The organism is Plantactinospora sp. WMMC1484 (genome assembly GCF_049315195.1).
Lineage (GTDB): Bacteria > Actinomycetota > Actinomycetes > Mycobacteriales > Micromonosporaceae > Plantactinospora.
Map to the genome: position 1 here is coordinate 2,005,408 of NZ_CP186055.1, position 26,662 is coordinate 2,032,069.

The 26,662-nt window shown below is 72.1% G+C and carries 27 protein-coding genes and 1 pseudogene; 12 read left to right on the top strand and 16 right to left on the bottom strand.

Annotated elements, in window-relative coordinates:
* Positions 1-16: 16 nt before the first annotated feature.
* The 5 genes from ACN28C_RS08770 to ACN28C_RS08790 form a co-directional block, all read right to left on the bottom strand.
* Positions 17-1,078, bottom strand: a complete 1,062-nt coding sequence (locus ACN28C_RS08770; protein WP_422773028.1) for a glycosyltransferase family 2 protein — start codon at positions 1,076-1,078, stop codon at positions 17-19.
* A complete protein-coding gene (locus ACN28C_RS08775; protein WP_422773029.1) occupies positions 1,075-1,839 on the bottom strand; it encodes a DUF6071 family protein in 765 nt (254 codons plus the stop codon). The genes ACN28C_RS08770 and ACN28C_RS08775 overlap by 4 nt, the downstream gene beginning before the upstream one ends.
* Before the next feature lie 124 nt (positions 1,840-1,963).
* Positions 1,964-2,782: a TetR/AcrR family transcriptional regulator gene (locus ACN28C_RS08780; RefSeq protein WP_422773030.1), complete on the bottom strand. Its 819-nt coding sequence runs from the start codon at positions 2,780-2,782 to the stop codon at positions 1,964-1,966.
* Between the two features lie 117 nt (positions 2,783-2,899).
* Entirely contained in the window at positions 2,900-3,796 is an 897-nt protein-coding gene (locus ACN28C_RS08785) for an IS3 family transposase (protein ID WP_422768992.1), read from the bottom strand.
* Positions 3,793-4,095 carry a transposase gene (locus ACN28C_RS08790; protein WP_422768991.1) on the bottom strand — a complete coding sequence of 101 codons (303 nt, stop codon included), beginning with the start codon at positions 4,093-4,095 and terminating at the stop codon, positions 3,793-3,795. Before ACN28C_RS08790 ends, ACN28C_RS08785 begins: the two co-directional genes overlap by 4 nt.
* 320 nt (positions 4,096-4,415) lie before the next feature.
* Between ACN28C_RS08790 and ACN28C_RS08795 the strand changes: the two genes are divergently transcribed.
* On the top strand, positions 4,416-5,246 hold the full coding sequence (locus ACN28C_RS08795) for an alpha/beta hydrolase (protein ID WP_422773031.1): 831 nt from the start codon (positions 4,416-4,418) through the stop codon (positions 5,244-5,246).
* Positions 5,247-5,305: 59 nt separating this feature from the next.
* Here ACN28C_RS08795 and ACN28C_RS08800 read toward each other — a convergent pair whose 3' ends face one another.
* Positions 5,306-5,575, bottom strand: a complete 270-nt coding sequence (locus tag ACN28C_RS08800) for a YciI family protein (protein ID WP_422773032.1) — start codon at positions 5,573-5,575, stop codon at positions 5,306-5,308.
* Between the two features lie 171 nt (positions 5,576-5,746).
* On the opposite strand from ACN28C_RS08800, the gene ACN28C_RS08805 reads away from it, so the two are divergent.
* On the top strand, positions 5,747-6,424 hold the full coding sequence (locus ACN28C_RS08805) for a Crp/Fnr family transcriptional regulator (RefSeq protein WP_422773033.1): 678 nt from the start codon (positions 5,747-5,749) through the stop codon (positions 6,422-6,424).
* A gap of 90 nt (positions 6,425-6,514) precedes the next feature.
* On the opposite strand, the gene ACN28C_RS08810 is transcribed toward ACN28C_RS08805, so the two are convergent.
* The 4 genes and pseudogenes from ACN28C_RS08810 to ACN28C_RS08825 form a co-directional block, all read right to left on the bottom strand.
* Positions 6,515-7,441 carry a quinone oxidoreductase family protein gene (locus ACN28C_RS08810; protein ID WP_422773034.1) on the bottom strand — a complete coding sequence of 309 codons (927 nt, stop codon included), beginning with the start codon at positions 7,439-7,441 and terminating at the stop codon, positions 6,515-6,517.
* Positions 7,442-7,656: 215 nt separating this feature from the next.
* A complete protein-coding gene (locus ACN28C_RS08815) occupies positions 7,657-8,379 on the bottom strand; it encodes a methyltransferase domain-containing protein (RefSeq protein WP_422773035.1) in 723 nt (240 codons plus the stop codon).
* A 199-nt stretch (positions 8,380-8,578) separates the two neighbouring features.
* Positions 8,579-8,821: pseudogene (locus tag ACN28C_RS08820) on the bottom strand (hypothetical protein); the annotation flags it as partial.
* 98 nt (positions 8,822-8,919) lie between these two features.
* The gene (locus ACN28C_RS08825) at positions 8,920-10,557 is read right to left on the bottom strand and encodes an ABC-F family ATP-binding cassette domain-containing protein (RefSeq protein WP_422773036.1); all 1,638 of its coding nucleotides are present in this window, start codon (positions 10,555-10,557) and stop codon (positions 8,920-8,922) included.
* Between the two features lie 86 nt (positions 10,558-10,643).
* On the opposite strand from ACN28C_RS08825, the gene ACN28C_RS08830 reads away from it, so the two are divergent.
* The 3 genes from ACN28C_RS08830 (at position 10,644) to ACN28C_RS08840 (ending at position 12,123) form a co-directional block, all read left to right on the top strand.
* Entirely contained in the window at positions 10,644-11,402 is a 759-nt protein-coding gene (locus tag ACN28C_RS08830) for an ROK family protein (protein ID WP_422774590.1), read from the top strand.
* A gap of 101 nt (positions 11,403-11,503) precedes the next feature.
* Positions 11,504-11,872, top strand: coding sequence for a tetratricopeptide repeat protein (locus ACN28C_RS08835; protein WP_422773037.1), 369 nt, complete (start codon positions 11,504-11,506; stop codon positions 11,870-11,872).
* Complete coding sequence (locus ACN28C_RS08840) at positions 11,869-12,123, top strand: Smr/MutS family protein (RefSeq protein WP_130461848.1); 255 nt, start codon at positions 11,869-11,871, stop codon at positions 12,121-12,123. The genes ACN28C_RS08835 and ACN28C_RS08840 overlap by 4 nt, the downstream gene beginning before the upstream one ends.
* Before the next feature lie 128 nt (positions 12,124-12,251).
* On the opposite strand, the gene ACN28C_RS08845 is transcribed toward ACN28C_RS08840, so the two are convergent.
* A complete protein-coding gene (locus tag ACN28C_RS08845) occupies positions 12,252-12,527 on the bottom strand; it encodes a flavin reductase (RefSeq protein ID WP_422773038.1) in 276 nt (91 codons plus the stop codon).
* A gap of 18 nt (positions 12,528-12,545) precedes the next feature.
* Positions 12,546-12,992 (bottom strand): hypothetical protein, encoded by a 447-nt coding sequence (locus ACN28C_RS08850; RefSeq protein WP_422773039.1) that lies wholly within the window; start codon positions 12,990-12,992, stop codon positions 12,546-12,548.
* Positions 12,993-13,214: 222 nt separating this feature from the next.
* Here ACN28C_RS08850 and ACN28C_RS08855 point away from each other — a divergent pair, with 222 nt between their 5' ends.
* The 3 genes from ACN28C_RS08855 to ACN28C_RS08865 all read left to right on the top strand — a co-directional run bounded on the left by ACN28C_RS08855 (position 13,215) and on the right by ACN28C_RS08865 (position 15,095).
* Positions 13,215-13,994: a helix-turn-helix domain-containing protein gene (locus ACN28C_RS08855; RefSeq protein WP_422773040.1), complete on the top strand. Its 780-nt coding sequence runs from the start codon at positions 13,215-13,217 to the stop codon at positions 13,992-13,994.
* Positions 13,991-14,173 carry a DUF397 domain-containing protein gene (locus ACN28C_RS08860; protein WP_422773041.1) on the top strand — a complete coding sequence of 61 codons (183 nt, stop codon included), beginning with the start codon at positions 13,991-13,993 and terminating at the stop codon, positions 14,171-14,173. The genes ACN28C_RS08855 and ACN28C_RS08860 overlap by 4 nt, the downstream gene beginning before the upstream one ends.
* Positions 14,174-14,537: 364 nt before the next feature.
* Complete coding sequence (locus ACN28C_RS08865; protein ID WP_422773042.1) at positions 14,538-15,095, top strand: dihydrofolate reductase family protein; 558 nt, start codon at positions 14,538-14,540, stop codon at positions 15,093-15,095.
* 81 nt (positions 15,096-15,176) lie between these two features.
* On the opposite strand, the gene ACN28C_RS08870 is transcribed toward ACN28C_RS08865, so the two are convergent.
* From ACN28C_RS08870 to ACN28C_RS08880, 3 genes are all read right to left on the bottom strand, one after another.
* A complete protein-coding gene (locus ACN28C_RS08870) occupies positions 15,177-15,869 on the bottom strand; it encodes an HNH endonuclease family protein (protein WP_422773043.1) in 693 nt (230 codons plus the stop codon).
* 121 nt (positions 15,870-15,990) lie between these two features.
* Entirely contained in the window at positions 15,991-16,386 is a 396-nt protein-coding gene (locus tag ACN28C_RS08875; protein ID WP_422773044.1) for a hypothetical protein, read from the bottom strand.
* Positions 16,387-16,615: 229 nt separating this feature from the next.
* The gene (locus ACN28C_RS08880; protein ID WP_422773045.1) at positions 16,616-17,572 is read right to left on the bottom strand and encodes an FAD-dependent oxidoreductase; all 957 of its coding nucleotides are present in this window, start codon (positions 17,570-17,572) and stop codon (positions 16,616-16,618) included.
* Positions 17,573-18,043: 471 nt separating this feature from the next.
* Here ACN28C_RS08880 and ACN28C_RS08885 point away from each other — a divergent pair, with 471 nt between their 5' ends.
* Complete coding sequence (locus tag ACN28C_RS08885; RefSeq protein WP_422773046.1) at positions 18,044-20,341, top strand: glycoside hydrolase family 9 protein; 2,298 nt, start codon at positions 18,044-18,046, stop codon at positions 20,339-20,341.
* 60 nt (positions 20,342-20,401) lie between these two features.
* On the opposite strand, the gene ACN28C_RS08890 is transcribed toward ACN28C_RS08885, so the two are convergent.
* Positions 20,402-22,831, bottom strand: a complete 2,430-nt coding sequence (locus ACN28C_RS08890) for a M28 family peptidase (protein WP_422773047.1) — start codon at positions 22,829-22,831, stop codon at positions 20,402-20,404.
* Between the two features lie 174 nt (positions 22,832-23,005).
* Here ACN28C_RS08890 and ACN28C_RS08895 point away from each other — a divergent pair, with 174 nt between their 5' ends.
* The 3 genes from ACN28C_RS08895 (at position 23,006) to ACN28C_RS08905 (ending at position 26,647) form a co-directional block, all read left to right on the top strand.
* Positions 23,006-23,530: a hypothetical protein gene (locus tag ACN28C_RS08895; RefSeq protein ID WP_422773048.1), complete on the top strand. Its 525-nt coding sequence runs from the start codon at positions 23,006-23,008 to the stop codon at positions 23,528-23,530.
* Between the two features lie 139 nt (positions 23,531-23,669).
* Positions 23,670-24,896 (top strand): PP2C family protein-serine/threonine phosphatase, encoded by a 1,227-nt coding sequence (locus tag ACN28C_RS08900; RefSeq protein WP_422773049.1) that lies wholly within the window; start codon positions 23,670-23,672, stop codon positions 24,894-24,896.
* Positions 24,893-26,647: a sensor histidine kinase gene (locus ACN28C_RS08905; RefSeq protein ID WP_422773050.1), complete on the top strand. Its 1,755-nt coding sequence runs from the start codon at positions 24,893-24,895 to the stop codon at positions 26,645-26,647. Before ACN28C_RS08900 ends, ACN28C_RS08905 begins: the two co-directional genes overlap by 4 nt.
* Positions 26,648-26,662 lie beyond the last annotated feature (15 nt).

Here is a 26,662-nt window from a genome sequence, read left to right on the forward strand (position 1 = left end):
CGAGGCGGTTGTGCGGTCAGGGGAAGACGACGCGGTTGCGCAGGCTTCCGGCGAGCCGGCCGCAGCGCATCGCGCACCTGGTCACCCAGACGGCCCGGTGCCTGCGGGAGCGGAGCAGGTCGGGCAGGTGCCGAAGGAGCCAGCGCCACTCCCGGGCGGCAGACCGGACCGAGCAGGGTAGGCCGGCGGCGGCGAAGTCCCGGTACAGCCGGGGATGGCTGAGGCCGTACGAGTAGTACTGCCGGGCCATCGCGGGCAAGCGGCGGCGCAGCCGGTAGTGCACGACGGCGTCCGGCAGCGCCCCGATCCGGTGCCCGGCCAGTTGGGCCCGCCAGAAGAAGCTGACCTCGTCCGAGCCGTACCGGTAGGCGGGGTCGAAGCCGCCCAGCTCCTCGAAGACGGCCCGGCGTACCCCGCAGTTGGCGCCGAGCGCGTACGGGAGGAAGTCGAATCCGCCCTGGAGCGAGCCGGCCGGTTTCTCGGGCCGGGTGGCCAGTGAGACGTCGTCGTTGAGCAGCCGGCGCTCGACGTGTCCACCGACGGCGGGAAACTCGGCGAGGCCGCGTACCATCGCCGCCACCCAGCCCGGCGCGACCACGTCGTCCTGGTCGCAGAAGAGCAGCAGCTCGCCCCGGCTCACCCGGCAGCCCTCGTTCCGGGCGTAGCTGGTGCCGGGGTATGCGCCCGCCCGGTGCAGGCGGAGGTTGGGCAGCCGGCCGGCGAAACCGGCGACGAGCGCGGGCGTACCGTCGGTGGAGCCGTTGTCGACGACGATCAGCTCCCAGCGGCCGGCGTAGGTCTGCCGGGCCAGCGCCGCGAGCTGTGCGCCGATGGTCGCGGCGCCGTTGCGGGCCGGCATGATCACCGACACCAGCCCGGACCCGACCTGCCCGACCTGCCCGACCTGCCCGACCTGCCCGACCTGCCCGACCTGCCCGACCTGCCCGACCTGCCCGACCTGCCCGACCTGCCCGACCTGCCCGACCTGCCCGACCTGCCCGACCTGCCCGACCTGCCCGACCTGCCCGACCTGCCCGACCTGCCCGACCTGCCCGACCGGGCACGGTTGTACGGTCATCGGCCGCTCCGTCCGGTCACGGGGAATCGCAGCCGTTCGTCGCCGCCGAGCCAGCGCAGCATCGCCTCGGCGAACTGCTGGTGCCCCTCCCGGAGCGGATGGTCCCAGTCGCCGAAGGGCACCCGGCCGAAGACCATCTCCCGGAAGGTGTCCTCGGGCCGGGGCGGCAGCTCGCCGAAGACGAGGTCGGCGCGGAGTGCCCGCATCACCGGCACCGCCTCGGCCGGGACGGGGTCGGGCAGGATCTCCCAGGCGAACGCGAACCGACTCGGCACGCCGCAGCCGGTGAGATGGTGCTCCAGCAGCAGCCAGTCCACGAAGAAGTTGACGGTCTCGCCGGTGGTGCTGAAGAGGTGCCGCAGGTACGCCTTTGACGGCTTGTCCCCCTCGGCGGCCTTCCAGTCCGCGACCCGCTGCCAGTGCAGTTCCCCCGGCAGGTCGGGGCGCACCCCGAGGTCGGGCCGGACCGGGCCGTCCTCGATGCCGCTGTCGTGGTATTCGTTGCGACTCAGCGCGGTCCACATGCCGACGAAGAGCATCTGGTCGTAGCCTACGCCGTGTGCCGCCCGGATCGACTCCAGGTGCTGCACCGTGCTCCGGACGGCCCGCCGGTTGGAGCCGCCGTCGCAGGCCAGGTTCACCACGTCGATGCCGAGGTTCCGGCCGAGTACGGCCGGCCAGGCGTCCTTCTCCGGCTCGGCCAGCTCGGCGCCCCGGGCGAAGCTGCAGCCGTTGACCACGAGCAGCCGGATCGTGCTCATGCGGCGGTCCTCACCTCTGTCCTATTCGTCGAGCCGAGTCATCGAGGCGTCCATGGGAACGCTCCCACGATAAGGCAGGAGTAAATATATCCAGCACCGGTGGGGTGGGCAACGGGCTCGGACGTCAGGCTCCCCGACCCGGGCCGGCCAGGTCGGTCGAGGCGGCGACACGGGTCGCGGGGGCGGCGCGGGCCGACACCAGTGCCTCGATACCGTCCAGGACGCGTTGCAGCCCGAACTCGAACGCGCGGGCCGGATCCGCCGGTGCGTCGTACTCGGCGCCGGCCACCCCGCCGACCCGGGCCGCCATGGGATAACGCTCGGCGTCGAAGACCTGCGCCAGCAGGGGCTCGTAGCTCCGCCACCACTGCTCGGCGGTCATCCCGGTGCGCTGCGGCATCTGGGCGGCCTCCACCGCACCGCGCACCGCACCGTGCACGTAGTCGGCGACCAGGGTGACCACGAGGTCCATCTCGACCTCGGTCAGGCCCAGCCCGGCGACGGCGGTCAGCTCGCGGTCATACCTGGCCAGCAGGTTCGGGCCGAGCACCGGGACGCTGGTCGCCACCTGGAGCAGCCAGGGGTGCCGGCGGTAGCGGTCGTAGTTCTCCCTGGCCAGTCCTGCGAGCCGGCTCCGCCAGTCGCTCCGGTCGCCGTCCGGCTCGGCGGTCGGGGCATGCACGGTGTCGAGCATGACGTCGATCAGTTCGGCCTTGCCCGGCACGTACGTGTACAGCGACATCGCGGTGACGCCGAGCCGCTCGGCGACCCGTCGCATGGAGAGCCCCGCCAGCCCCTCGGCGTCGGCGATCTCGATCGCCGCGCGGACGATCCGGTCCACCGTGAGCCTGGGCTTCGGGCCTCGTCGCGGTCGATCCGGTACGCCCCAGAGCAGTTCCATGCTCCGTTTCGGGTCCCCGCTGCCGCTGTATTCCGTCGTCACCTCCTCATTCTCTCCAACCGGATAACCCCGTACGCCGTATGCCGTATGTCGTCGGTTGACCCGGCGGTTCCTGACTGGACTTGACCCGATTCGACGGACAGGGTCGATAAGTTGATCTCACGCTAGCTTGCCGAGTGGTCTGCTGGTATAGGCGGTGGCCTCGTAGGCGGCGGGGCTGAGGTAGCCGAGGGTGGAGTGCCGGCGGCGGGTGTTGTACCAGCCCTCGATCCAGTCGAAGATCGCCGTGCGGGCGGCGGCCCGGGTGGGCCAGGCCCGCCGGTCGAGTAGCTCGGTTTTGATGGTGGCGAAGAACGATTCGGCGACGGCGTTGTCCCAGCACTGCCCCTTGCGTCCGGCTGAGAGTTGGACGTTGTGCCGCTTCGCGAGGTGGGCGTACTGGCCGCTCGTATATTGACAGCCGCGGTCGCTGTGGAAGATCACCGGCCCGGTCGGTCGTCGTGACGTGATGGCGTTGGACAGGGCTTGGGCGGGCAGGTCGGTGCGGAGGTGGTCGGCGGTGGCCCAGCCGATGACCCGGCGGGTAGCCAGGTCGATGACGGTGGCCAGGTACAGCCAGCCCTCCCAGGTGTTGATGTACGTGATGTCGCCGCACCATCGGGTGTCGACGTCGGCGGGGCTGGTGGTGAAGTCCCGGCCGACCAGGTCCGGGCGCGGGGTTGCCGCCGGGTCGGGCACGGTGGTGGTGCGCCACCGCTTCGGTGTCCGACCGCACAGACCCGCCGTGCGCATCAGCCGGGCGATCCGTTTGCGGGAGTGCCGCCGGCCCTGGGCGCGGAGTTCGGCGTGTATCCGTGGGGAGCCGTAGGTGCCGGCCGAAGCGTCATACACCTGCGCGACCCGTTCGGCCAGCTCGGTGTCGACCCGCTGGCGGGGCGACGGGCCGGCGGCGCGGTGCTGGTAGTAGGCGGACCGGGAGACCTTCAACAGCTCACAGGCACGCTTCACGTTGCCCTGCTGCGCCTTCTCCGCCTCGATGAACGGGTACACGTTCACCGGGTCTCCTTCGCGAAGAAAGCCGTGGCCCGTTTGAGGATGTCCACATCTTCACGCAGCCGACGGTTCTCCTGCCGCAACCGCGCCAACTCCTCGCGCTCCGCGCTGGTCAGCCCGTCGGTACGGGCGCCGGCGTCGAGGTCGGCCTGTTTGACCCAGTCCCGGACCGCCGTCTCGGTCAGGTCGAAGTCCTTCGCGACCTGACCGACCGTACGGTCACCCCGCCGACACACCTCCACGATCTCCGCCTTGAACTCCGGCGTGAACGCCCTGCGCGGCCGGCGTGGCTTCTTACCCATGCCTTCCATGATGAACATCCTCCCGAGGGCCCACAGCCCCCTGATCTCGGATGTCCGTCAAACCGGGTCAGGCCCAGACCGTCTACGGAGGGTGTGCCGGACCGGGTTGGCGCCATCGGACCTGGGTATCCGCACCAGCGGCAGAGCCAGCGCCCGATCGGCGGCGTACGTCCGTGCTATGGCGGCGTACGTCCGTGCTATGGCGGCGTACGTCCGTGCTATGGCGGCGTACGTCCGTGCTACGGCGGCGCACGCCGGGAGACGGCGATGCGCGTGCGCAGAGCGGTGACCCACGCCCGGAAGAGGACATCATGCCCCTCATGCCCGCCGAACCGAGACCCGACACCGTCGTGCTGATCCACGGTCTGTGGCTGACCGCCCGAAGTTGGGAACATTGGGCCGACCGTTACCGCGCTGCCGGGTTTCAGGTGCTGACTCCGGCCTGGCCGGGCATGGACGAGGACGTCGAGGCGCTGAACCGGGATCCCAGGTCGATCGCGGAGCTGACCGCAGGCCAGATCGTCGATCACTACGAGCGGGTCGTACGCGACCTACCCAACCCGCCGATCATCATGGGCCATTCGTTCGGCGGCGCGTTCACCCAGATGCTCCTGGACCGGGGACTGGGCGCGGCGGGGGTGGCGATCGACTCGGCTGCCGTCAAGGGAGTCAGCCGGCTGCCGCTGTCGACCCTGCGGGCCAGCCTGCCGGTCCTGCGCAACCCGGCGAACCGGCACCGTGCGGTGCCGCTGAGCCTGGACGAGTTCCACTACGCCTTCACCAACACGATGTCCCGGGCCGAGGCCGAGCAGGTCTACCGGCGCTACCACGTACCGGCAGCCGGGCATGTGCTCTTCGAGGTGGCGCTGGCGAACCTGAACCCACGGGCAGCGCTGCGCGTCGACTTCGGCAACGAACGGCGGGCACCGCTGCTGCTGATCGCCGGGGGCGCGGATCACGTGGTGCCACCCTCGGTGACCCGGGCGATCGCCGGTCGTTACCGGAAGTCGACCGCGGTCACCGGATACAAGGAGTTTCCGGGCCGGCCCCACTACACCGTCGGCCAGGCCGGCTGGGAAGAGGTGGCCGACTATGCGCTCAACTGGGCCGTCCAGGCGGCACAGGCCCGCCAGCCGCAGCCCCGCCGGTAGTCGCGGCCCGCCGCCAGCGCCGTCCCGGCGCCCGCCGCCAGCGCCGTCCCGGCGGTGGTTCACGGACCGCCGACGACCGGTCTCCAGTGCCGCAGGGCGACCACGCTGACTCCGGGGGTCCGCTGGTAGTAGGGATCGGCGTCCAGCGCCTCCCGCACCGTGGCCTCGTCCGCGTCGAAGAGCAGGAGCGCGCCCGAGTCGTCCTGCCAGGGTCCGGCCGCCACCAGCCGGCCCTCGGCGTGCAGCCGGACCAGCAGTTCCCGGTGGGCCGGCCGTGCCGCCAGCCGGGCGGCGGGGTCGCCGGTGAATCGGAGTTCCACAACGATCATGCCGCGACCCTACGACCGGCAGCCGGGCAGGCGCAGTATCTGCTGATACAGCCGGTGACCGCCGGCACGGCGGCCCGCGCACCGGGCCGGCGGCGTGGGCACGAGCCGGAGGGCGATCGTGACCGGTCGGGACCAATTCAGTGATGGTGGCCGGTCGGGAACAATTCAGGGATGGAAGCGACCGAGATGCGACGCCTGGCGGCCGTACCCGTCTTCGCCGGGCTCGGAGTGGCGGAGCTGCACCGGCTGCTCGACCGCTCGGTGGTCCGGACCGCCCGGCCGGGCGAGGTGCTGGCGGTACGCGGGCAGCCAGCCGAGCACGTGATCGTGGTGGAGGCGGGCATCCTGGCCGGGGTCCACGAGACCGCCGGTGGGCGGCGCCGGCGGCTCGGCGACTTCCCGGCGCCGTGCGCGGTGGACAAGAGCGCGGTGCTGGACGGCGGCGGCTACACCGCCACCTGGCTGGCCGCCACCGTGCTGCGCTGCCGGTGGGTGCCGGCCGGCGAGCTGCTCCGGCTGATCGACGACGTGCCGGCGGTCCGTCGGCACGTGCTGCGGCACCTGGCCGGGCGCCTGCGGGACCGCCAGGTGGAGCTGGTGCGCACCTCCTTCGCCGACGCCGGGGCCCGGGTGGCGGCCTGGCTGGTCGCGGCGGCCGGCCGGACGGGGCGCCGGGTGCCGTTGCCCGGTGCGCAGCAGGGGCTGGCGGAGTCGATCGGGATGACCCGGGTGTCGGTCAACCGGGCGTTGCGGGCCCTGGCCGACGCCGGCCTGGTCCGGGTCGAGCCGGGCGTGGTGGTGGTGCTGGCACCCGAACTCCTCGCCGCCCGCGCCACCGCAGCCGACTGAGCCACGGCGGCCGCCGGGGCGCCGCACCTGCCGCTCCGGGGTGTTGCCGCACCTGCCCCTCCGGGGCGTCGCCGCACCTGCCCCCGGGGCTCAGCCGCCGATCGAGATGGCGAGCTTGCCGACGTTGCCGCTGTTGCTGAAGTCGGCGAACGCCTGCGGTACCTCGTCCAGCAGGTAGGTACGGGCGATGGACGGGCGCAGCCGGTCGGCGGCGGTCTCGGTGGCGAGGTGGTCGAGCACGATCCGGTCCGGGATCGCCTCGATCGCCGTGACGGTCAACGACCGGTCGCCGAGCTGTGCGGAGTTCACGCCGAGCGTCGAGGAGAACCGCCCGCCAGGAGTGACCAGGTCGGCGATCAGCTCCGGATCACCGGCCAGGTGGATCACACTGTCCACCCCGTCCGGGGCCAGTTGCCGGACCTGCGCGGCGAGGTCGCCGCGGTGGTCCACGGTGTGTGCGGCGCCGAGCTGATGCATCAGGTCGACCTGCGGCCCGGTCTCGGCGGTGGCGATCACCGCGGCTCCGCGTGCCGCGGCCAGCTGGACGGCGTAGTGGCCGACCCCGCCTGTGGCCCCGGAGATCAACAGCGTCTCGCCGTGCACCGGCGCGACCGCGTCCACGCAGGCCAGCGCGGCGACACCGGCCAGCCCGAGCACCCCGGCGGCCCGGTAGGGGAGCCCGGCCGGCAGCGGCGCGAGCCCGATCTCCTCCGGTACGACCACGTACTCGCCGAACGAGCCGTCGCCGAGCCCGGGCTTGGCCACCACGCCGAAGACCTTCTCGCCCGGCATGAACCCGCTGACGCCGCGCCCGACCTCGGTCACGATGCCGGCGAAGTCGCGCCCGAGAATCACCGGGAACTGGTGCTCCACGTCGCCGTCGAGAAACCCCCGGGCCAGCTTGGCGTCGAAGCCGTTCAGGGACGACGCCTGTACCTCGATCTTCACCTCGCCGTCGCCGGGCTCCGGCTCCGGTATCTCCCGGATCTCCGGCATCGCCCCATACGACTCAGACATCACGGCACGCATCAGCCGGCCTCCCCCGAATGCTCTTCCGATCCGACACCGGTCCATTCCCGCCGCTCCCCGCTACATGCCTCCGGACTCCGCCCGGCAGCCCGCAGCCCGCAGTCGGCACAGTCCGCGGCCCGGCGGCCCGGCGGCCCGGCAGCCCGCAGTCGGCACAGTCCGCGGCCCGCAGCCCGGCAGCCCGCATCGGGCCGGATCCGATCTCACTCGAAGAACCGGGCCAGGTGGCTGGGTTCCGGCCCCGGCTCGTCGGCGCCGAGCGGGGTGAGGTCCGCGAAGATCGACGCTCCGTCGCAGCCGGCGTGCAGCGGATACCAGCGTGGTGCGCCGGGATGGCGGTCACACATGTGCTTGATGGTCTGTACGTCCAGCAGCCGTACGTGGGTCGGGTCGGCCACCGCGTTGACATGCCCCCACCAGGGACTCATCACGTGTAGCACGCCACCGGGCCGGAGTACCCGGTGGCACTCGTCGACCAGGGTCAGAAAGTCGATCAGGTGCTCCAGGATGTGCACCGTGAAGATGACGTCGATCGAGTCGCCGGCCAGCGGGAGCGGGCCGGAGAGGTCGGCCCGGGCGTCCACCCCGGGAGCGACCCGCAGATCGAGTCCGAGGTTTCCGGGATATTGCTTGGTGGCGCCGCAGCCCAGGTCCATCACCACCGGCTCCCGCCCGGCCACCCGTACCCTGGACCAGACGGCCAGCACCCCGTCGAGCCGGCCGATGAGCTTCCGGACGGTGGCCAGCTCGTCCCGGTCGGCCACCTCGCCGGTCAGGTGCGCGACGCCCCGGTCGAACCGCACCTCCACCGCCGACCCGCGCAGCCGGTCGTCGTGCTTGACCAGGTCGGCATAGGCCATGGCGAGGAAGTCGTCGATCGCCCGCAACCGGTCACCGGAGGGCGCCCTGTGCAGTTGCGCGACCATTGCCCACCTCCCGGCCGTGCCTACCCGGAATCGCCCGCGCTACGCATCGGCGCGGGGCGCCGCTGCCGGTGGCCCGTCAGCAGTCGGAGGCGCGCTCAGCCGCTGGGGGCGTGCCGACTCGGTCTCAGCCGGTGGGGGCGCGCCGGCCGGTCCGGCCCAGGCTGCGGAGCCGCGGTCGGGGGTTCACCGGCCGGATCACCCTCTTCAGGTGGTAGCGGTGCAGTTCCGCGCTGCCCTGCATGTTGGGGTCCTCGCTGACCGAGACCAGCTCCCAACCCTCGGCTCCGGCCCGGTTCAGATGGGCCAACGCGGTGTCGCCGTATGGCGAGACGTCGAGCACGGCGCCGTCCGGGCCGTACCAGGTGAAGACGAGTTCCCAGCCGGTGTCGTCCAGCCGGGGCTGGCGCCGGCGCACCAACAGGGCGTACTCCCATCTGAGCATGGAGTAGCTATTGCCCAGCGGCGCGGCGGCAGAAACAGGGGTCGATGAGGGCCGCGGGCCTCCGCCCGGCGGCGGCCGGGCGCGGGGACAGCGGCCGGTCAGGCCCCGGTGACCCGGCCGCCGTCGACCCGGACGTGCCGGGTGGTCCGGACCGTCTCCAGCATCCGGCGGTCGTGGGTGACCAGCAGGAGGGTTCCCGGGTACGACTCCAGCGCCGACTCCAGCTGCTCGATCGCCGGCAGGTCGAGGTGGTTCGTCGGCTCGTCCAGGACCAGCAGGTTCACGCCCCGGGCCTGGAGCAGGGCCAGTGCCGCCCGGGTCCGCTCGCCCGGCGACAGCGTGCCGGCGGGGCGCAGCACGTGCCCCGCCCGCAGTCCGAACTTGGCCAGCAGCGTCCGCACGTCCGCCGGTGCCAGATCGGGTACGGCGGCACCGAACGCGTCAAGCAGGGGCTGGTCGCCGACGAAGTGCCCCCGGGCCTGGTCGACCTCGCCGACCACCACCCCGGGGCCGAGTGCGGCATGCCCGGCGTCCAGCGGCAGCCGGCCCAGCAGGGCCGCGAGCAGCGTCGACTTCCCCGAGCCGTTGGCGCCGGTGACCACCATCCGGTCGGCCCAGTCCACCTGGAGGTCGACCGGGCCGAGCGTGAAGTCGCCCCGGCGGACGACCGCGCCGCGCAGCGCCGCCACCACCGCCCCGGCGCGGGGCGCGGCGGCGATCTCCATCTTGAGCTGCCACTCCTTGCGCGGCTCCTCGACCACCTCCAGCCGCTCGATCAGCCGCTCGGTCTGCCGCGCCTTGGCCGCCTGCTTCTCGGTCGACTCGGCCCGGAACTTGCGGCCGACCTTGTCGTTGTCGGGCGCCTTCCGCCGGGCGTTCTTGACGCCCTTCTCCATCCAGGCCCGCTGGGTCCGGGCCCGCGCCTCCAGCCCGGCGCGGGTCTCGGCGTACTCCTCGTAGTCGGCGCGGGCGTGCCGGCGCGCCACCTCGCGCTCCTCCAGGTAGGCCGCGTACCCGCCGCCGTAGTGCCGTACCTGCTGCTGGTGCAGGTCGAGTTCGAGGACCCGGGTCACCGTCCGGGTCAGGAACTCCCGGTCGTGGCTGACCAGCACCGTGCCGGCGCGCAGTCCGGTGACGAACCCCTCCAACCGGTCCAGTCCGGCCAGGTCGAGATCGTTTGTCGGCTCGTCGAGGAGGAAGACGTCGTAGCGGCTGAGCAGCAGCGACGCCAGTCCGGCGCGGGCCGCCTGGCCGCCGGAGAGCGCCGTCATGGGCTGCTCCAGGTCGACCGTCAGCCCGAGTTCGGCGGCGATCTGGTCGGCCCGCTCCGCCAGGTCGGCGCCGCCGAGCGCGAGCCAGCGTTCGAGCGCGGCCGCGTACCGGTCGTCGGCTCCGGCGGCCCCCTCGGTCAGCGCCCCGGTGGCCGCGTCGAGTTCCGCCTGCGCGGCGGTCACCCCGGTCCGCCGGCCGAGGAACGCCCGTACGGTCTCGCCGGGCCGCCGCTCGGGCTCCTGCGGCAGGTGGCCGACGGTCGCCGACGGCGGGTTGAGGGCCAGGGTGCCCTGCTCGACCGGCTGCAGCCCGGCGAGGGTGCGCAGCAGCGTCGACTTGCCGGCGCCGTTGACCCCGACGACACCGATCACGTCGCCGGGGGCGACGACGAGTTCGAGGTCGGCGAAGAGGACCCGGTCGCCGTGGCCGGCGGCGAGGTCCTTGGCGACCAGGGTGGCGCTCATGAGACCCGAATGCTATCCGGTCGCCCGGCTGCGGAGCGGCGGTGGAGGCGCAGACTGATCCGGCGGTGGAGGCGCAGACTGATCCTGTGATGACCACGTTGGCGATCGACTGCGGCGGCGGCGGGATCAAGGCGTCCGTACTCGACGACGCCGGCACGATGCGGACCCGGCCGCTGCGGGTGCCGACCCCGTACCCGTTGCCGACCGGGCTCTTCGTCAAGACCCTGCTCGATCTCGGCGGCCGGCTGCCGGCGGCGGACCGGATCACCGTGGGGATGCCGGGGATGCTCCGGCACGGCGTGGTGGTGGCCACCCCGCACTACGTCACCCGGGCCGGGCCGCGCACCAGGCCCGTTCCCGAGCTGGTCGCCGAGTGGTCCGGTTTCGACGCGCAGAGCGCGCTCAGCGAGGCGTTCGGCCTGCCGGCGCTGGTGCTCAACGACGCCGAGGTGCACGGCGCCGGGGTGGTCGCCGGGACCGGGCTGGAGCTGGTGCTCACCCTCGGCACCGGGCTGGGCTGCGCCTTCTTCGACGGCGGGGTGCTCGCTCCGCACCTGGAACTGTCGCAGGCGCCGGTGCGGTGGGGGATGAGCTACGACACCTACATCGGTGAGCACGAGCGGCGCCGGCTCGGCGACGGGTTCTGGTCGCGCCGGGTCCGGGGGGTGGTGGAGGGGCTGCGCCCGGTCTTCCTCTGGGACCGGCTCTATCTTGGTGGCGGCAACTCCCGACTGCTCCGCCCGGAGCAGGTGGCCCGGATGGGCGACGACGTGGTGGTGGTGCCGAACAGCGCCGGCATCCTCGGCGGGGTACGCGCCTGGGAGGTGCGCCGTCGGCGTGCCTGACCTCAGGGACACCGACATGTCGTCCGTCGGAACAGTCGCGGTACCGGCGGTGTTGTGCCAGCGTCGGGGGGACGTAGTCGCGACACGAGGAGGTGGGTCTAGTGGATCTTCTGGCCGAGTACCGGCGGGCGACCATGTACTTCGAGACCGGGGACCCGTCCGGAGCCGCCCGGTTGCTGGAGCCCATCGTCGAGGCCGAGCCCGACAACGCCTCCGTGCGGCAGTTGCTCGCCCGCGCGTACTTCCAGTCGGCCCAGCTCGCCCGCGCCGAGGAGCAGTTGCGCACCCTGGTGCAGCGCGACCCCAGCGACCACTACGCGCACCACGTGCTGGGCCGGACCCTGGAGCGGGTCGGCCGCCCCGAGGAGGCGCTGCGGCACCTCCGGATCGCCGCCGCGATGTATGCCGAGAACGACGACTACCGGATCGCGCTGGAGCGCGTCGAGACCCGGGTCGGCGGTCGGCGATGAAGCTCAAGCTCGACCTGCACGACATCTTCAACCGTGGCCACGACATCGACCGGGCGCTGCGCGGGATCATGGACGAGGCGGTCGCCAAGAAGGCCACCATGGTGGAGATCATCCCGGGCAAGGGGTCCGGGCAGCTCAAGAAGCGGGTGCTGCGCTTCCTCGACCAGAAGGAGATCAAGCAGCTCTACCACCGGGTCGAGAAGGATTCGAAGAACTTCGGCCGGCTGTTCGTCCATTTCCGTTGGAAATAGTAGGCCGGCGGTGCCGTCCCATCGTCACCGGTCGACCGACATTCCCGGGTGATTCCCGGTCGGCACCGGCCCCCGGCGGATGCGGGGGAAGGGGCCGGTACCGACGTCTCAAGGGTGCCGGAATGGTGCTAGCGGCGCCGGGGGACCCAATAGAGAATCTGCCCGACAATCAGTGCGGGGTGCCGGTCGGGTAGCGCTTCCAGGGCGCGGGCGAGGTGCGCGGCGAGGTACATCATCAGCCCTACCCGATCGCCGTCGAAGCCGATCAGCAGGGACAGCCGGGCCGGCGGGCAGGGCCAGTCGTGTTCGCACTCTCGGCAGGCGTACGTCTTGGTGGGGACGTGCTGTCCGGCCGCCTGGCGCTCACGCGCCCGCCGCCGGGCGATGTGTCGCTCCCATCGCACCCACGGCCCGACCACCGTTCACACCCGCTCGGCGTGCCGGGCGCGGTGCTCCTGGGCGGGTGTCAGGTTGCCCGCGCGGCCGTTCGCCAGCCGGGGCACCACCCCGGCGGGTCGGTTCCACCCGGGACGGCGATTGGTCCACCGGGCGCGGGCCGGCCGGGACGGAGTGTCCGAGACCGGCGGGGTGTCCGGGACCGGCGGGGTGTCCGGGACCGGCGGAGTGTCCGGGACCGCTGGCGGGTCGGGCAGCGGGGGCGGGTCGGGGACAGGGACCACGGGCGCCGGAGGGCGGAGTGCGGCACGGTGGCGCCGGCCGGTCAACGGCGGCACGGGCGCCGGCTGGTAGGGCATCGGCACCAGCTCGATCGAGTCCGGGCAGCGCCAGCGGAATCCGCAGCGGCAGTATCGCCAGAGGCGCCACCACGCGCGACGGTGGTGCGGCTTGACTTTTCGGATGCGTCTCAATGGAAGCCTCCCGTAGGCGTTATGGGACGGGGACGGCACCTGGATTGCTCGCCGCGGCGCCGCCCCCGTTGGGCGCCCGCCCGGCCGCGAGGGCGTCGTGAGGAGAGCGGTCGGAAAAGCGCCTGAATTCCACCCTGGACTATCGGCCCGGATCGGCGAAAGATAACGGCGTGGACCGCTGAGCATTCAGCGGCAGACGGCTCACCGGAAAGGCCAGGAATTGTGAATAACAGCGATCTTCCGCTGATCCTGAAGTTCCTCCGCGGATCTCGGGGCATGACGCAGGAGCAGCTCGCGGGGCGCCTGAGCGTCAGTACCTCGTTGATCGCCAAATTCGAAACGGGCCGGCTGGCGCCGATGCCGGACACCGCCCCACGGCTGGACGAGGCGCTTGAGTCGGGCGACCTGATCCAGAAGCTGGCCGCCAGGGCGCGGAAGGAAGGGGCGCCGGACTGGTTCCAGCAGTGGCCGGACATCGAGCGGGAAGCCGCGTCACTGCGGTGGCATGAGCCCAACTTCGTGCCCGGCCTGCTCCAGACCGAGGCGTACGCGCGGGCCGTCCTGCGGGCCGGGCTGCTCAGCGACGACGAGGCGGAGAAACAACTGGCGCTCCGGCTGGAACGGGCGGCGGCCGTCTTCCACCGCGAGCGTCCCCCGGTCTGCACCTTCACGGTGGACGAGCTGACTCTGATGCGCGGCCCGGCCGACCTGATGAAAGACCAGTTGGAGCACCTGGCCGACCTCTCCACGCAACAACTGATCTTCGTGCATGTCGTGCCGCGATCGGCCGGGCTCTACGTCGGACAGACCGGGCCGCTGATCCTGGCGTCGCTGCCGGGCGGCGGCGACGTGGCGTTTCTCGAGGACCAGGCAGAGGGCCGCGTGATCAGCGATCCGGACCGGGTTGCCGGGTTGGTGCGGGCCTGGGACGCGATACGCTCGGTAGCACTACCCCGGGACATGTCCCGGGACCTGATAACGAGGATGGCGAACGAGCTATGAGCCCCATGTGGCGGAAGTCGACCCGCAGCAACACGAACGGCGGCGCGTGCGTGGAGGTCGCCGACAACGTCCCGGGCCGGGTGCTGGTCCGGGACACCAAGGACCGGGACGGCGGGACCCTGGCGTTCCCCCCGGCCGCGTGGCAGGCGTTCGTCAACCTGGCGAAGACGCACGGCTAGCCCCGGGGGCGGAGCACGTGATTCGAGAGATCGTTACCGACGTCCGGACCACCGCTTGCGTCCTCCTGCGCAGCGCCGCCTGAGTTCCACCTGGACAAGCACACGACCAACCGATCAGCGATCTCTCACGATCTTGGTAATTTGTGGTGCGCAGCGAGCCATAAGTTACCGAGAATCTTGCGGGTTGTTCCAGATTGTGGGCGCTGCGGAGTGGCCAGGGGCCGGCGGAGGCTTCGGTGGACGTTTCAGCGTCGGGCAGCGGCGGCATGCCCGGTCAGGTTCGACGATGCGTCCCAGGCCCGCCGGCCTCCACGCCGTCCATGGCACGCACCAGATAGCCCAAGTCGGGCTAGACTCGCCGGCCATGGGGCTCCTCACCTTCAGTATCAACGTCACTCTCGACGGTTGCGTCGACCACCAGGAGGGGATCGCCGACGACGAGACCCACGCCTTCTTCACCCGTCTCCTGGACGAGGGCGGGGCAATGCTGTGGGGGCGCGTCACCTACGAGATGATGGAGAGCTACTGGCCGGCCGTCGCCCGCGGCGACGAGGAGGCGCCGCCGGCCATCCGCGAGTGGGCGGTCAAGCTGGAGGCCAAACCCAAGTACGTGGTGTCGTCGACGCGCACGAACTTTACGTGGACCAACAGCCACCACCTCGCCGGCGATCTGCGCGAGGGCGTGCGGAAGCTCAAGGACGCCACCCCGGCCGGGGTCCTTCTCGGAAGCGGCACGCTCGCGACCGAGCTCGACCGGCTGGACCTGATCGACGAGTACAAGCTGCTCGTCCATCCCAGGATCGCCGGCCACGGCCCGACGCTGTACCAGGGCGGGCTGCCCGGCACGCGCCAGCTCGAGCTGCTCTCGACGGCGCCGCTCCGCAACGGTGCGGTGGCCATGCACTACCGCCGCGCGCGCTGAATCACCGGACGAGACACCCTGGGGGTTAACACGCCGGGGCCGGCCCTGCGAACTCCAGGGCCGGCCGGTTCGGCGGAGACGTCAGGAGGAGCAGGTGTTCAGCATCGTCTGCAGCGCGCTCTTCTCCGAGGACTGGAGGTGCAGGCCCCAGTTGTACTTGGTGCGGATCCACATCTTGGCGTAGGTGCAGTGGTAGGCGCTGCGGCTCGGCTTCCAGGTGGACGGGTCCTGGTCGCCCTTTGACTGGTTGACGTTGTCGGTGACCGCGATGAGCTGCGGCCCGTTGAGGTCGTTGGCGAAGGACTGCCGGCGACTGGTCGCCCATGAACTGGCCCCGGAACGCCACGCCTCGGCCAGCGGCACGATGTGGTCGATGTCGACGTCGGCCGGGTTGCTCCAGGTCGCGCCGTCGTACGGGCTGTACCAGCTCCCCGAGGTCGGATAGCAGGAGCCGTCCACACTCACCCCGCTGCCGTCGCGCCGCAGCACCGTCTCCCGGGTGTTGCAGGAGCCGCTGATGGTGATCCAGTGCGGGAAGAGGTCGCGGCTGTAGCCGCTCATCGAACCCTGGGCGGCGACCGTCAGCGCGTTCAGGTTCGACTGGGCGGTCGCCTTGGAGGGGATGCCGGGTGGTGCGGCGCCGGCCGGGGCGGCGACGAGCAGGGAACCGGCGATCGCCGCGGTGGCGGCGGTGGCGAGAAGCGTCAGCCGGATTCGGCGACGTCGGACGTGCAGCACGGATGCCTCCCGAGGCTCTGGGGGTGCGGGAGGCATCAACGTAGCTGTGCATCGTGGCCGGTCCGCCACGTCGACGTAACGAGCCATCGACGTGCGCCGGTCGCCGGAGTGGCCCGCAGGGTGTCTCCGCTCCGGGTGACCCGCCCCTACATTCTCCTCACTGCCGGGCGGGCTGCCTCGTGTCGGGGGTGGGTTGGCGTGGAGCCTGGTTGCCGGTGCCGTTGCTGGAGACCGCCGGAGCCGCGCCAACGCCCAGCACGGTGAGCGCGGCGAGCAGCAGCGCGATCCACTCGTTGGAGTCGAGTCCACCGAGGATCACCGTGGCCAGCACCTGGAGCACGCTCAGCACCACCGCGACAGCGGTCTTGGCCCAGCGGTACTCCGGCGTCAGCGGCACCAGATAGACGCCGACGGCGGTGGCGGCGGCGATCGCGATCTGCACCGCCTCGTCGGACTCGATGCGTTGGTCGCCGGAGAGTGCGCCGTACGCGACGGTGAGCGCCGCCCCGGCCACCGCGGCGAGGGCCTTGCCGTACTTGCGGATGAAGCTCATCTTCGTGTGCCTTCCCCGTAACCGGTCAGCCGGACATAGATACAACCGTCCGCCCGGACCCGGATACAACCGTCCGTTCTGTCGAGATGCTGCATCAACGGTTCGGCACCCGTCAGTCGGAGATCCGCCGTTCTGCGGTCGGATCTCCGGCTGGCACCGCCGGAGCCTGGCGGAGGGTCGTACCGCGCGGCGGAGGGTCGTACGCCTCGCGGAGGAGTGGTACGGGCGATCAGGTGGGCTCGCTCAACGACAGGACCTCGTCGGCACATCCCCAGGAGAGGGCGAGCCCCGACCCGCCGTGACCGTAGTTGTGGATCAGGACGTTTCCGTCCACGAGTTCGCGTTCGATGCGTACGCTCGGCCGGCTCGGCCGCAGCCCGACCAGGATCCGCCGGACCCGGGCGTGCCGCAGCGCGGGCTCGACCGCCGCGCACCGCTCGACGATCGCCGCCGCCCTGGCGGGATCCGGGGTCAGGCTCTCCGAGCCGGGTGTCGCGCTGCCGCCGAGGACGACGACGTCGCCGTGCGGCAGGATGTAGGTCATGTCCTCGTGCGCGGCCCAGTCCTGGAAGAATGTGTCTATTCCCGGATTGTCCACGACCACGAGCTGACCCCGGGTGGGATAGACCTGGTCGTCGGGGACCAGATATCGGGCGCCCAGTCCGGTGCAATTCACCAGCACCCGGGCGGCACCGGTGAGTTCCTTGAATGAGTTCACCGCGCCAATGTCGATTTCGACGCCGTTGCCGAGCAGTCGACGGGTCAGGTATTCGAGGTAGCGCGGCATGTTGACCAAGGGGCTGGTGTATCGCCAGCCGCTGACGTATCCCGGCGGAAGCTCCTCGGTGGGGCAGATCGCGAAGTCGCTGAGGTCGCGGACCCAGGCGGGCGGGTCGAGCGGGAATGGCGCCACCTCCAGGCCGCGGACGAGCCGGACGCCCGACGACCCGTCCTCGGCGATCTTCTCCAGGGTCAGCCGGGTCTGCTCGCTCCAGTGCAGGACGCGCTCGTCGGTCAACTCGTAGGGCCCCCAGCTCGCGCCGGCCGAGGCGGAGGTGGTCTCCTGCGGGGGGCGCGCCGCGCGGACCCGGACGGCGAGCCCCGCCTCGGCCAACCGGACCGCGGTGGAGAGTCCGATGACGCCCGCGCCGATCACCAGAGCGTCGGGCTGTCGGGATTGCGCCATCAGGCCATATTAACGGAGGTCTTACCCGTCCAACGGCCACGCGCTGCCGGATACCTGCTTGCGCGACCTGCGCCGAACACTTCGCCCCGTCAATATATATTCGGTGCCGATGTCGCCGGATGGAAATTGCGGGTCATGAATTACCGTGAGTGGTGGACGGCCCGATCGCCCGCCCGGCCGAATTCGTGGAGACCAGGGAATCCTTTCGGCCGGTTCTGCATTCAACTACACACGGTGAGCGAGAGGATGCGGCTGGTTGTGGCCGCGGGCGGGTGGCGCCGGAGAGAGGGCTCGGGCCTCCCGTCGGCCGAGTGCCGATGCGGGGTGGTTGACAGTTCGGAAACTCGATGTCAATCTCCCGGTATTCTCGGACTGGGAGCGCTTCCATAGATCTTGGTCCACGTCGTGCCACCCTGCCCCACGGTGCCCGGCCCTCGACCGGTCACCGCACGCTCCACCGGAAGGAATGACGTGCGCAGACCCCGCTCACCACATACCGTCCCACTCGCCGCGGCGACCGTCGTGGCACTCGCCGCCGCGACGCTGAGCGCATCGACATCTGCCGCCGCCGGGTACGCCCCGGCGGCCGCAGCCGACGCTCCGGAGCAGATCGTCAACGGCACCTTCGACGACGGCCACGCCCCCTGGTGGGGCACTGCCAACCTCACCCTCGACTCCAGCACCGGCCAGCTCTGCGCCGACGTCCCCGGCGGCACCGCCAACCCCTGGGACGTGATCATCGGCCAGAACGACATCGCGCTGGTCGCCGGCGAGTCGTACGAGTTCCGCTTCTTCGGTCAGGCCACCCCGAACAGGGTCGGCCGGGCGCTGGTGCAGTTGCCGGTCGACCCGTACACCCAGTATCTGTCGGCCAGTCCCGAGCTGAGCGTCTCCGGCAACGACTACCGCTACACCTTCACCTCACCGGTCGACCTGCCCGACGCGCAGGTCGTCTTCCAGCTCGGCGGCAGCACCGAGCCGTGGCGGATCTGCCTGGACAACATCTCGCTCACCGGCGGCGCCGAGCCGGACGTCTACGTCCCGGACACCGGCCCGAGGGTCCGGGTCAACCAGGTCGGCTACCTGCCGAAGGGGCCGAAGAACGCCACGGTGGTCACCGAGGCGACCACCGCGCTGCCCTACCAGCTGCGCGACGGCGCCGGCCGGGTCGTGAAGTACGGCCGCAGCACGCCGCGCGGGCTCGACCCCTCCTCCGGGCAGAACGTGCACACCATCGACTTCGGACACTTCACCCGACCCGGCACCGGCTACACGCTGACCGCCGACGGTGAGACCAGCCGGCCCTTCGACATCGGCACCAACTTCTACGAGCAACTCCGCATCGACGCGCTGAAGTTCTACTACACCCAGCGCAGCGGCATCGAGATCTCCGACGCGCTCCGCCCCGGCTACGGCCGCCCCGCCGGGCACGTCGGGGTGGCACCGAACCAGGGTGACACGGCGGTGCCCTGTCAGCCGGGCGTCTGCGACTACACCCTGGACGTCTCCGGCGGCTGGTACGACGCCGGTGACCACGGCAAGTACGTGGTCAACGGCGGCATCTCGGTGCACCAGCTGATGAGCGAGTACGAGCGCTCGCTGCGGGCCCGTACCGGCGAGCCGTGGCGGCTCGGTGACCGGACCCTGGCCCTGCCGGAGAGCGGCAACCGGGTGCCGGACATCCTCGACGAGGCGCGCTGGGAACAGGAGTTCCTGCTCAGCATGCAGGTGCCGGCCGGCCGGCCGCTGGCCGGAATGGCGCACCACAAGATCCACGACGACTCCTGGACCGGGCTGCCGCTGCTGCCGCACCTGGACGACAAGCGGCGCGAGCTGCACCCGCCGTCGACCGCCGCCACCCTCAACCTGGCCGCCACCGCCGCGCAGGCGGCCCGGGTCTTCCGGCCGTACGACCGGAAGTTCGCCGACCGCAACCTGGCGGCCGCGAAGACGGCCTGGGCCGCCGCGCGGGCCAACCCCGAGCGGTACGCCGACCCGGCCGACGCCAACGGCGGCGGCGCGTACAGCGACCCGGACGTCAGCGACGAGTTCTACTGGGCCGCCGCCGAGCTGTACCTGACCACCGGGGCGAAGGAGTACCGGGACTTCGTGCTCCGCTCGCCGCACCACACCGGCGACATCTGGCGGGAGCGCGGGATGGACTGGGGCAACACCGCAGCGCTCGGCCGGCTGCAACTGGCGACCATCCCAAACGGGCTGCCGGACCGGCACCGGGTACGCGCCTCGGTCGCCGAGGGCGCCGACCGCTACCTCGGCACCCTGAAGGCACACCCGTACGGGATCCCGTACAACCCGTCGGACAACGTCTTCGACTGGGGTTCCAACAACCTCATCGTCAACAACGCCATCGTGATGGCCACCGCCTTCGACCTGACCGGCAAGGACCGCTACCGGGACGGCGTACTGGAGACGATGGACTACATCTTCGGCCGTAACGCTCTCAACCAGTCGTACGTGACCGGCTACGGCGAGGTGGCCTCCCGCAACCAGCACAGCCGCTGGTACGCCCGCCAGCTCAACCCCGAGCTGCCCAACCCGCCCCGGGGCACCCTCTCCGGCGGGCCGAACTCGGCCATCCAGGACCCGGTCGCCCAGCAGAAGCTGCGGGGCTGCGCGCCGCAGTTCTGCTACATCGATGACATCGAGTCCTGGGCGACGAACGAGTTGACCATCAACTGGAACGCGCCGCTGGCCTGGATCGCCGCCTTCGTCGCCGACCAGGACAGCGGCAACGCCCGCGCCCGCTGAGCCGAGAGCCGTTAGGCGGGGGCCCTTCTACAACAGAAAACGATAAGAAGGGCCCCCGCCTTACAGCAAATAGCTGCGGGCGACCGCGACCAGTTCGGAGCTGTGCGAGCCGGCGATCCCGACGCCGGGCGGGCGCGGGCGGAAGCCGGGCAGCCCGGTGAGGCCGTCGCTGGCGTCCATGGCGCGGAGCCGGACGGGGAAGGTGCCGGTCGGCGCGGTGCCGGGTGGGGCGGTCGGGCGTAGTCGCAGCTCGATCTCGATTCCCTCGGGGGGTGGTGCGTGGAAGACCACTCCGAATGGCGGCGGCTCGGCGGCCCCGTCCGGCTCGGGGTCGCCGGTGGTCTCGACCGGGCGGTCCGCGACCCGGGCCCCGAGCACGGTGGCGGTGGCCGGGTCGACGTGCAGCGCGGCGAGGCGTACCGGGCGTTGCGGAACGAGCCGGACGCGCAGCGTACGCACGCCGGACTCGGTGACGTCGGCGAGCGGGTCGAGCCGGGGAGCGGGAAGTGCGGCCGGTTCGGCGGGTCCGGCGAGCAGTTCGTGGTCGCCCAGAAGCGGGAAGGTGTCCCCGATCCGGGTTCGGCCGTCGACGTACCGGTCGGTCCAGGGCTGTGGATCGGTCTCCTGGCTGAGCCAGCGGGCGGTGCCGGTGTCGGCGTCCAGTGCGTACATCAGGTGGGTCGGCACCGGGTGCGCGGCGTCGAACCGGTCGACCGCCAGGCCGGTGCCGGCGAAGACGACCGCGCCGAGCGCCGCCGCGAGTGCCGGCAGGGCGCCGCGCCGCCGGGCCCGCAGCGCGGCCATGCCGCGCTGCCCGCCGGCTTCCGGATGCAGCAGGTCGACGACAGGGAGCGCGGCGAGCCCGAGCAGGACGGCGAAGAGCGCCGCGACGCCGCCCATCGCCATGCCGAGCGCGGGGAAGAGCAGCACCACGGTGGGGAGCAGCACGAGTACGCCGACCGCCGCACCGGCGGACACCGCGACCACCGGCCACGGGCCGTCCCGGGGCACGGCCAGTGCCACCAGCCCGGCGAGCATGCCGGCCAGCGCCGGCAGGACCGTCAGGTACGATCCGCCGGGCGCCACCACGGCGAGCAACACCCCGAGTACGGCGAGCCAGCCCAGCCCGCCGACGGCGAGTGCCGCCGGGCCGGTGCGGCGGCGGGTCAGCGCGTACCAGCCGAGCAGCACCGCGGCGGCGAGCGCCACCACCGCCAATCGATACCACAGTGGACGGTACGGGTCGAGCAGCGTGGCGTAACCCGGCCTGATGGCGGTGACCGCCGCCCAGAGCAGTTGTGCCCCGAGCGGGGCCAGCACGACCGGCAGCAGCGCCAGGCCGAAGCCGGCGGCGAGCCGGGGCCAGGAGGCCCGCCCCCGACGCCGGACGGCCCAGGCCAGCCCGGCGACACCGGCCAGCGCCAGCAGCGCGAGCGGCAGGGTGAGCCAGCCGGGATAGCGGACCAGCCCGCCGGGGAGCGGGAAGTAGGTGGCGTCCCCGCCGGCCGGCAGCCGGGTCAGGTCGACGGTACCGAACTCCCGGGCCAGTGCGAGCGTGTTGGCGCCGTGCTGTTGCAGGCTGCCCCGGTCGACGCTCTCCGGCGTGTCCAGCGGGGTGTGGTAGATCGCGGCACCGTCGATGTAGGCGGCGTTCAGCCCGGTGAAGCCGTGGTCGAGGAAGGCGGTGAAGTCGGTGTCGTTGGGAAGCAGCCGGTAGACCTCGACCGCGAACGAGGTGCCGATCGGGTACGGCGCGGCCCGGCCGAAGACCTCCACCAGACCGGCGTTGCGCAGCGACGTCTCGAACATGATCACCGGACCGGTGCTGCCCCGCGCCTCCAGGTTGAGCACCACCCCGCCGTCGGCGGCCAGCGGATGGTCCGCGGCGAAGGCCGAGGCGCCGCAGAGGCAGGACTCCTCGGCGTCGGTGAAGACGAGCACGACGTCGTTGCGCGGGCGCGGGCCGGAGGTGAGGGCGCGGGCCACCTCCAGCAGCGCCGACGTGCCGGCCCCGTCGTCGTTGCCGCCCGGGCCGACCTGGACCGAGTCGTAGTGCGCGACCAGGAAGACCCGGCCGGTGGGATCGGTCCCGGGTATCCGGGCGACCACGTTGCGTACCCGGGCCAGCGTCGCGCCACCGGAGCCGCCGCTGAGCTGCCCGGCCTCCCCGGCGACGGTGTCCTGCAGCTCCGGGGTGAGCCCGAGATCGCTCAGCGTGTTCTCCAGGTGGCTCCTGACCCGGTCGTTGGCCGGACTGCCCGCCGGGTGGGTCTGCGCGGCGACCGTCCGCAGGTGCTGGTACGCCCGCTCGGCGCTGAACTCGTCGGCGGGCGTGTCGAGACCGGCGGGGCCCGGTGGGCGGAGGCCGAGCACGGTCGCGGTGCCGACCGCCAGCAGCGCGGCCAGGGCCGCCAGCGCGGCCAGCGACCGGCGTGCGGGTCGGGCCAGCGCCCGGTCGGCGGCGGGCATGCGCCCGGAAGCGGCGGGCATGCGCCCGGAAGGTGGCGGGCTGGACGGTGGAGGCGGTGGGTCGACGGATTCGGGACTCGCGGGGGTGGGCACGAGGGCCTCCAGGGGTCGGTAGCGACTGCCATCATCGCGGGTGGTTCCATCTTCGGCCGGCCGGGTCACCCTGCTGGCGAGCGGTCGCATAGCGTGATACGCATGTCCACGTACCGAGCGCCCGATCTCCTCGCCGTACTGCGCGATTTCGCCGCGCGGGTGGCGCCGTACGACCCCGAGCCGGAAGCCGGGGCGGCCGGCAGCCTCGATGTCCGGTTCGACGGGAAGGCGGTGACGGTCCCGCTCACCCCGTACCTGGCCGGGGCCATGGCCGAGGCGCTGGCCGGCCATCGGGACCGCTCCGATCGGGGCAGCTGCGCGGGTTGCGGGGGTCGGCGGCTGGACGAGAACCTGCACTGCCTCGACTGCGGCCGGTTGCACGGGGTGCTCGGCCAGGTGCTCGCCCACCAGGCCGAGCGGATCCGCCGGGCCGAGCGGGAGTACGAGGCCGAGCGGGAGTACGAGGCGGAGTGGGGGCACCGGGCGGAGTGGGGGCACGAGGCGGAGTGGGGGCACCGGGCAGAGTGGGGGCACCGGGCCGACTCGGGCGGCCGGGGCGGGTCGGAGGGCGCGGCCGGGTCGGAGCGTCGCCCGGCCATCGCGGACGCGTCGGCAAGCACCCCGTGACGTCGGGACGGGACACGCGCCGTGACATCGCGGCAGGGCGTCGGCGCTACCTGTGTTGTGTGGCAGCGTTGGGTGGGACAGGATCGGCGCGTCGAGCGCAGCGAGGAGGCGTGGTGACCGAGCGGAGGGGGACGACCCGGTGACCGGGTCCTCCGTCGTGCCCGCGCCGGCGTACCCGCACGGCGGGCTCGGGCGGCACGCCAAGCTGCCGCCCCGGGAGCGGCTGCGGGTACTCCTGATCGAGGACGACGACGCGGACGCCTTCCTCGTCGGCGAACTGCTCTCCGAGACCGACGCCGGTATCGACCTGCTCGTCGCGACCAGCCTGAACGCCGCCCGGCCTCAGGTCCCCGGGGTCGACTGCGTCCTGCTCGACCTGGGGCTGCCGGACGCCCAGGGCATGGACGGGCTCCGCCAGGTGCTCGCCATCTCCAGCGGTGCTGCGGTCTGCGTGCTCACCGGGCGCTCCGACGAGCACCTCGGCATCGGCGCGGTCGCCGAGGGTGCCCAGGACTACCTGGTGAAGGGGCAGGTCGACGGCGTCCTGCTGGCCCGGTCGCTGCGCTACGCGGTCGAGCGCAAGCGCGCCGACGAGAACGCCCGGCGGCTGCGCGAGGTGGAGCTGCGCCAGGCGGAGTCGGCGCGGTTGGAGCGCGGCCTGCTGCCGCAGCCGCTCATCGACACGGATCTGGTGCAGGTGCACCCCTTCTACCGCCCCGGCCGGCACGAGGCGCTGATCGGCGGCGACTTCTACGACGTGGTGCAGACCTCCCCGGACCGGATCGACCTGATCGTCGGCGACGTCTGCGGGCACGGGGTGGACGAGGCGGCCCTCGGCGTCGAGCTCCGGGTCGCCTGGCGGGCCCTGGTCCTCGCCGGGGTGCCGGACGAGCAGGTGCTGCCGGCGCTGGAACAGGTGCTGATGAGCGAGCGGTCGGCGCGGGAGATCTTCGCCACCGTCGCCGCCGTCCGGCTCGACCTGGCCGGCAACCGGGCCACGGTCCGGCTCGCCGGGCATCCGCCGCCGCTGCTGCTCGCCGGGGAGCGGGTGGTGCCGGTGCCGGCGCCGCACGGTCTGCTGCTCGGGGTACGGCCGCGGCCGCCGGTCGCGTACGAACTGCGTTTCGAGGCCGAGGACTGGTCACTGCTGATGTACACGGACGGGCTCATCGAGGGGCGGACCGGCGAGGGCGACGACCGGCTGGACGTACCCGGGCTGGGTGAACTGGTGGCCGATCACCGTACCCGCGGGGTGACGCTGCCGGACCTGCCCGGCTGGCTGGTGGAGCGGGCCGAGGAACGCAACGGCGGCCCGCTCGCCGACGACGTGGCGATGTTGCTGGTGAGCCGGGGGGTGGGTCGGTGAGTTCACGCATTCCATGGACGCTGCGTCGACGGGTCACCACGCTGTGTGTGATCGTCGGCGTGGTGCTCGGGCTCCTGGCGGTCGGCGCCGCCGTCGTCGCCACCAACAACCGGCAACACCTGGACACCCTGCTCACCAAGACCGGGCCGTTGCGCACCGACGGACTGGCGCTGCTCGGCGCCCTGGTCGACCAGCAGGCCGGGGTCCGCGGCTACGCCGTCACCGCGAACGAGGCGGACCTGGCACCGTACCGGGACGGGCAGGAACGGGAGGCGGCGCTGATCGCCTCGATGGAGACGCGGCTCGGCGACCAGCCCGAGATCCGCCGCGAACTGCACGTTGTCCGGGACCACGCCCGGCAGTGGCGGGAGACGGTGGCCGAGCCGGCGATCGAACTGACCGCCCGGAGCGGGCCGGACGCCGGGCAGGCGTTCCTGACCGCCCAGACCGGCAGCCGCTTCACGGAGCTGCGCGGCGAGGTGCAGGCCCTGCAGCAATCCATCCTCGCGCTGCGCAACACCGTCGCCGACGACGCCAGGCGTACCGGCAACACCCTGGTGCTGCTCCTGGTGCTGGCGGCGATCGTCGTGGTGCTCGCCGGCCTGGCCCTGGTCACCTCGCTGAACCGGCTGGTCATCGGGCCGGTCACCACGCTCGCCGCCCAGGTGCGCGAGGTCGCCGGCGGCCACTACCACCGCGACATCGAACAGGTCGGGCCGCCGGAGCTGGCCCGGCTGGCCGGCGACGTCGACGCGATGCGCCGGCGGATCGCGGCCGACCTCGCCGAGGTCCGGCAGGCCCGGGAGCGGATCGAGTGGGTCAACAGCCAACTGGAGAAGCAGGCCGAGGAACTGGTCCGGTCGAACCGGGACCTTGAGCAGTTCGCCTACGTCGCCTCGCACGACCTCCAGGAACCGCTGCGCAAGGTGGCCAGCTTCTGCCAGCTACTGCAACGCCGGTACGCGGGCAAGCTCGACGAGCGGGCCGACCAGTACATCTCGTTCGCGGTCGACGGTGCGCAGCGGATGCAGCGGCTCATCAACGACCTGCTGGCCTTCTCCCGGATCGGCCGGCTCACCACCGGCTTCACGGACGTGGACATGGACGCCGTGATGACCGAGGTCGCCGCGCAGACCGAGGCCACCCGGCGGTACGTCGGCGGCGAACTCACCTGGTCCGACCTGCCGGTGATCAGGGGCGAGGAGGCGCTGCTGATCAACCTGCTGGCCAACCTGGTGGGCAACTCGCTCAAGTTCCGCCGCCCGGACGTGGCGCCGAAGGTGCACGTCTCCGCCCGGCGGGTCGGTGATGAGTGGGAGATCAGCTGCCAGGACAACGGGATCGGCATCGAACCCGAGTTCGCCGACAAGATCTTCGTGATCTTCCAGCGGCTGCATGCCAAGGACGCCTACCCGGGCACCGGAATCGGCCTGGCCATCGTGAAGAAAATCGTCGAATATCACGGCGGCCGGGTCTGGGTGGAAACCGATGCCGTGCGGGATGGCACGATGATCCGGTTCACCCTTCCCGTACCGCCGGAGCTGCGCAGCTCGGCCGAGCCTGCCGAGGTGCGGCCTGCCGAGGTGCGGCCTGCCGAGGTCGAGCCCGCCGAGGTCGAGCCTTCGGAGGTCGGGCCCGCCGAGGTCGAGCCCTCGAAGGTCACCGGGCCGGCAGCGGCCCCGGCCGGGGCCGACGGTGGCGGCTCGGGGGAGTCGGCCCGCCCGGACGGCGGCATGAAGGAAACTGTGTAGCGAGGACTGGATCAA

What these genes read in the sequence shown, in the direction of transcription:
- ACN28C_RS08770 (WP_422773028.1), bottom strand. Translation starts at nt 1,078, where the DNA reads ATGACCGTACAACCGTGCCCGGTCGGGCAGGTCGGGCAGGTCGGGCAG.
- ACN28C_RS08775 (WP_422773029.1), bottom strand. Translation starts at nt 1,839, where the DNA reads ATGAGCACGATCCGGCTGCTCGTGGTCAACGGCTGCAGCTTCGCCCGG.
- ACN28C_RS08790 (WP_422768991.1), bottom strand. Translation starts at nt 4,095, where the DNA reads ATGGGTAAGAAGCCACGCCGGCCGCGCAGGGCGTTCACGCCGGAGTTC.
- ACN28C_RS08795 (WP_422773031.1), top strand. Translation starts at nt 4,416, where the DNA reads ATGCCCGCCGAACCGAGACCCGACACCGTCGTGCTGATCCACGGTCTG.
- ACN28C_RS08800 (WP_422773032.1), bottom strand. Translation starts at nt 5,575, where the DNA reads ATGATCGTTGTGGAACTCCGATTCACCGGCGACCCCGCCGCCCGGCTG.
- ACN28C_RS08805 (WP_422773033.1), top strand. Translation starts at nt 5,747, where the DNA reads ATGGAAGCGACCGAGATGCGACGCCTGGCGGCCGTACCCGTCTTCGCC.
- ACN28C_RS08810 (WP_422773034.1), bottom strand. Translation starts at nt 7,441, where the DNA reads ATGTCTGAGTCGTATGGGGCGATGCCGGAGATCCGGGAGATACCGGAG.
- ACN28C_RS08815 (WP_422773035.1), bottom strand. Translation starts at nt 8,379, where the DNA reads ATGGTCGCGCAACTGCACAGGGCGCCCTCCGGTGACCGGTTGCGGGCG.
- ACN28C_RS08825 (WP_422773036.1), bottom strand. Translation starts at nt 10,557, where the DNA reads ATGAGCGCCACCCTGGTCGCCAAGGACCTCGCCGCCGGCCACGGCGAC.
- ACN28C_RS08840 (WP_130461848.1), top strand. Translation starts at nt 11,869, where the DNA reads ATGAAGCTCAAGCTCGACCTGCACGACATCTTCAACCGTGGCCACGAC.
- ACN28C_RS08860 (WP_422773041.1), top strand. Translation starts at nt 13,991, where the DNA reads ATGAGCCCCATGTGGCGGAAGTCGACCCGCAGCAACACGAACGGCGGC.
- ACN28C_RS08865 (WP_422773042.1), top strand. Translation starts at nt 14,538, where the DNA reads ATGGGGCTCCTCACCTTCAGTATCAACGTCACTCTCGACGGTTGCGTC.
- ACN28C_RS08870 (WP_422773043.1), bottom strand. Translation starts at nt 15,869, where the DNA reads ATGCCTCCCGCACCCCCAGAGCCTCGGGAGGCATCCGTGCTGCACGTC.
- ACN28C_RS08875 (WP_422773044.1), bottom strand. Translation starts at nt 16,386, where the DNA reads ATGAGCTTCATCCGCAAGTACGGCAAGGCCCTCGCCGCGGTGGCCGGG.
- ACN28C_RS08880 (WP_422773045.1), bottom strand. Translation starts at nt 17,572, where the DNA reads ATGGCGCAATCCCGACAGCCCGACGCTCTGGTGATCGGCGCGGGCGTC.
- ACN28C_RS08890 (WP_422773047.1), bottom strand. Translation starts at nt 22,831, where the DNA reads ATGCCCGCCGCTTCCGGGCGCATGCCCGCCGCCGACCGGGCGCTGGCC.
- ACN28C_RS08895 (WP_422773048.1), top strand. Translation starts at nt 23,006, where the DNA reads ATGTCCACGTACCGAGCGCCCGATCTCCTCGCCGTACTGCGCGATTTC.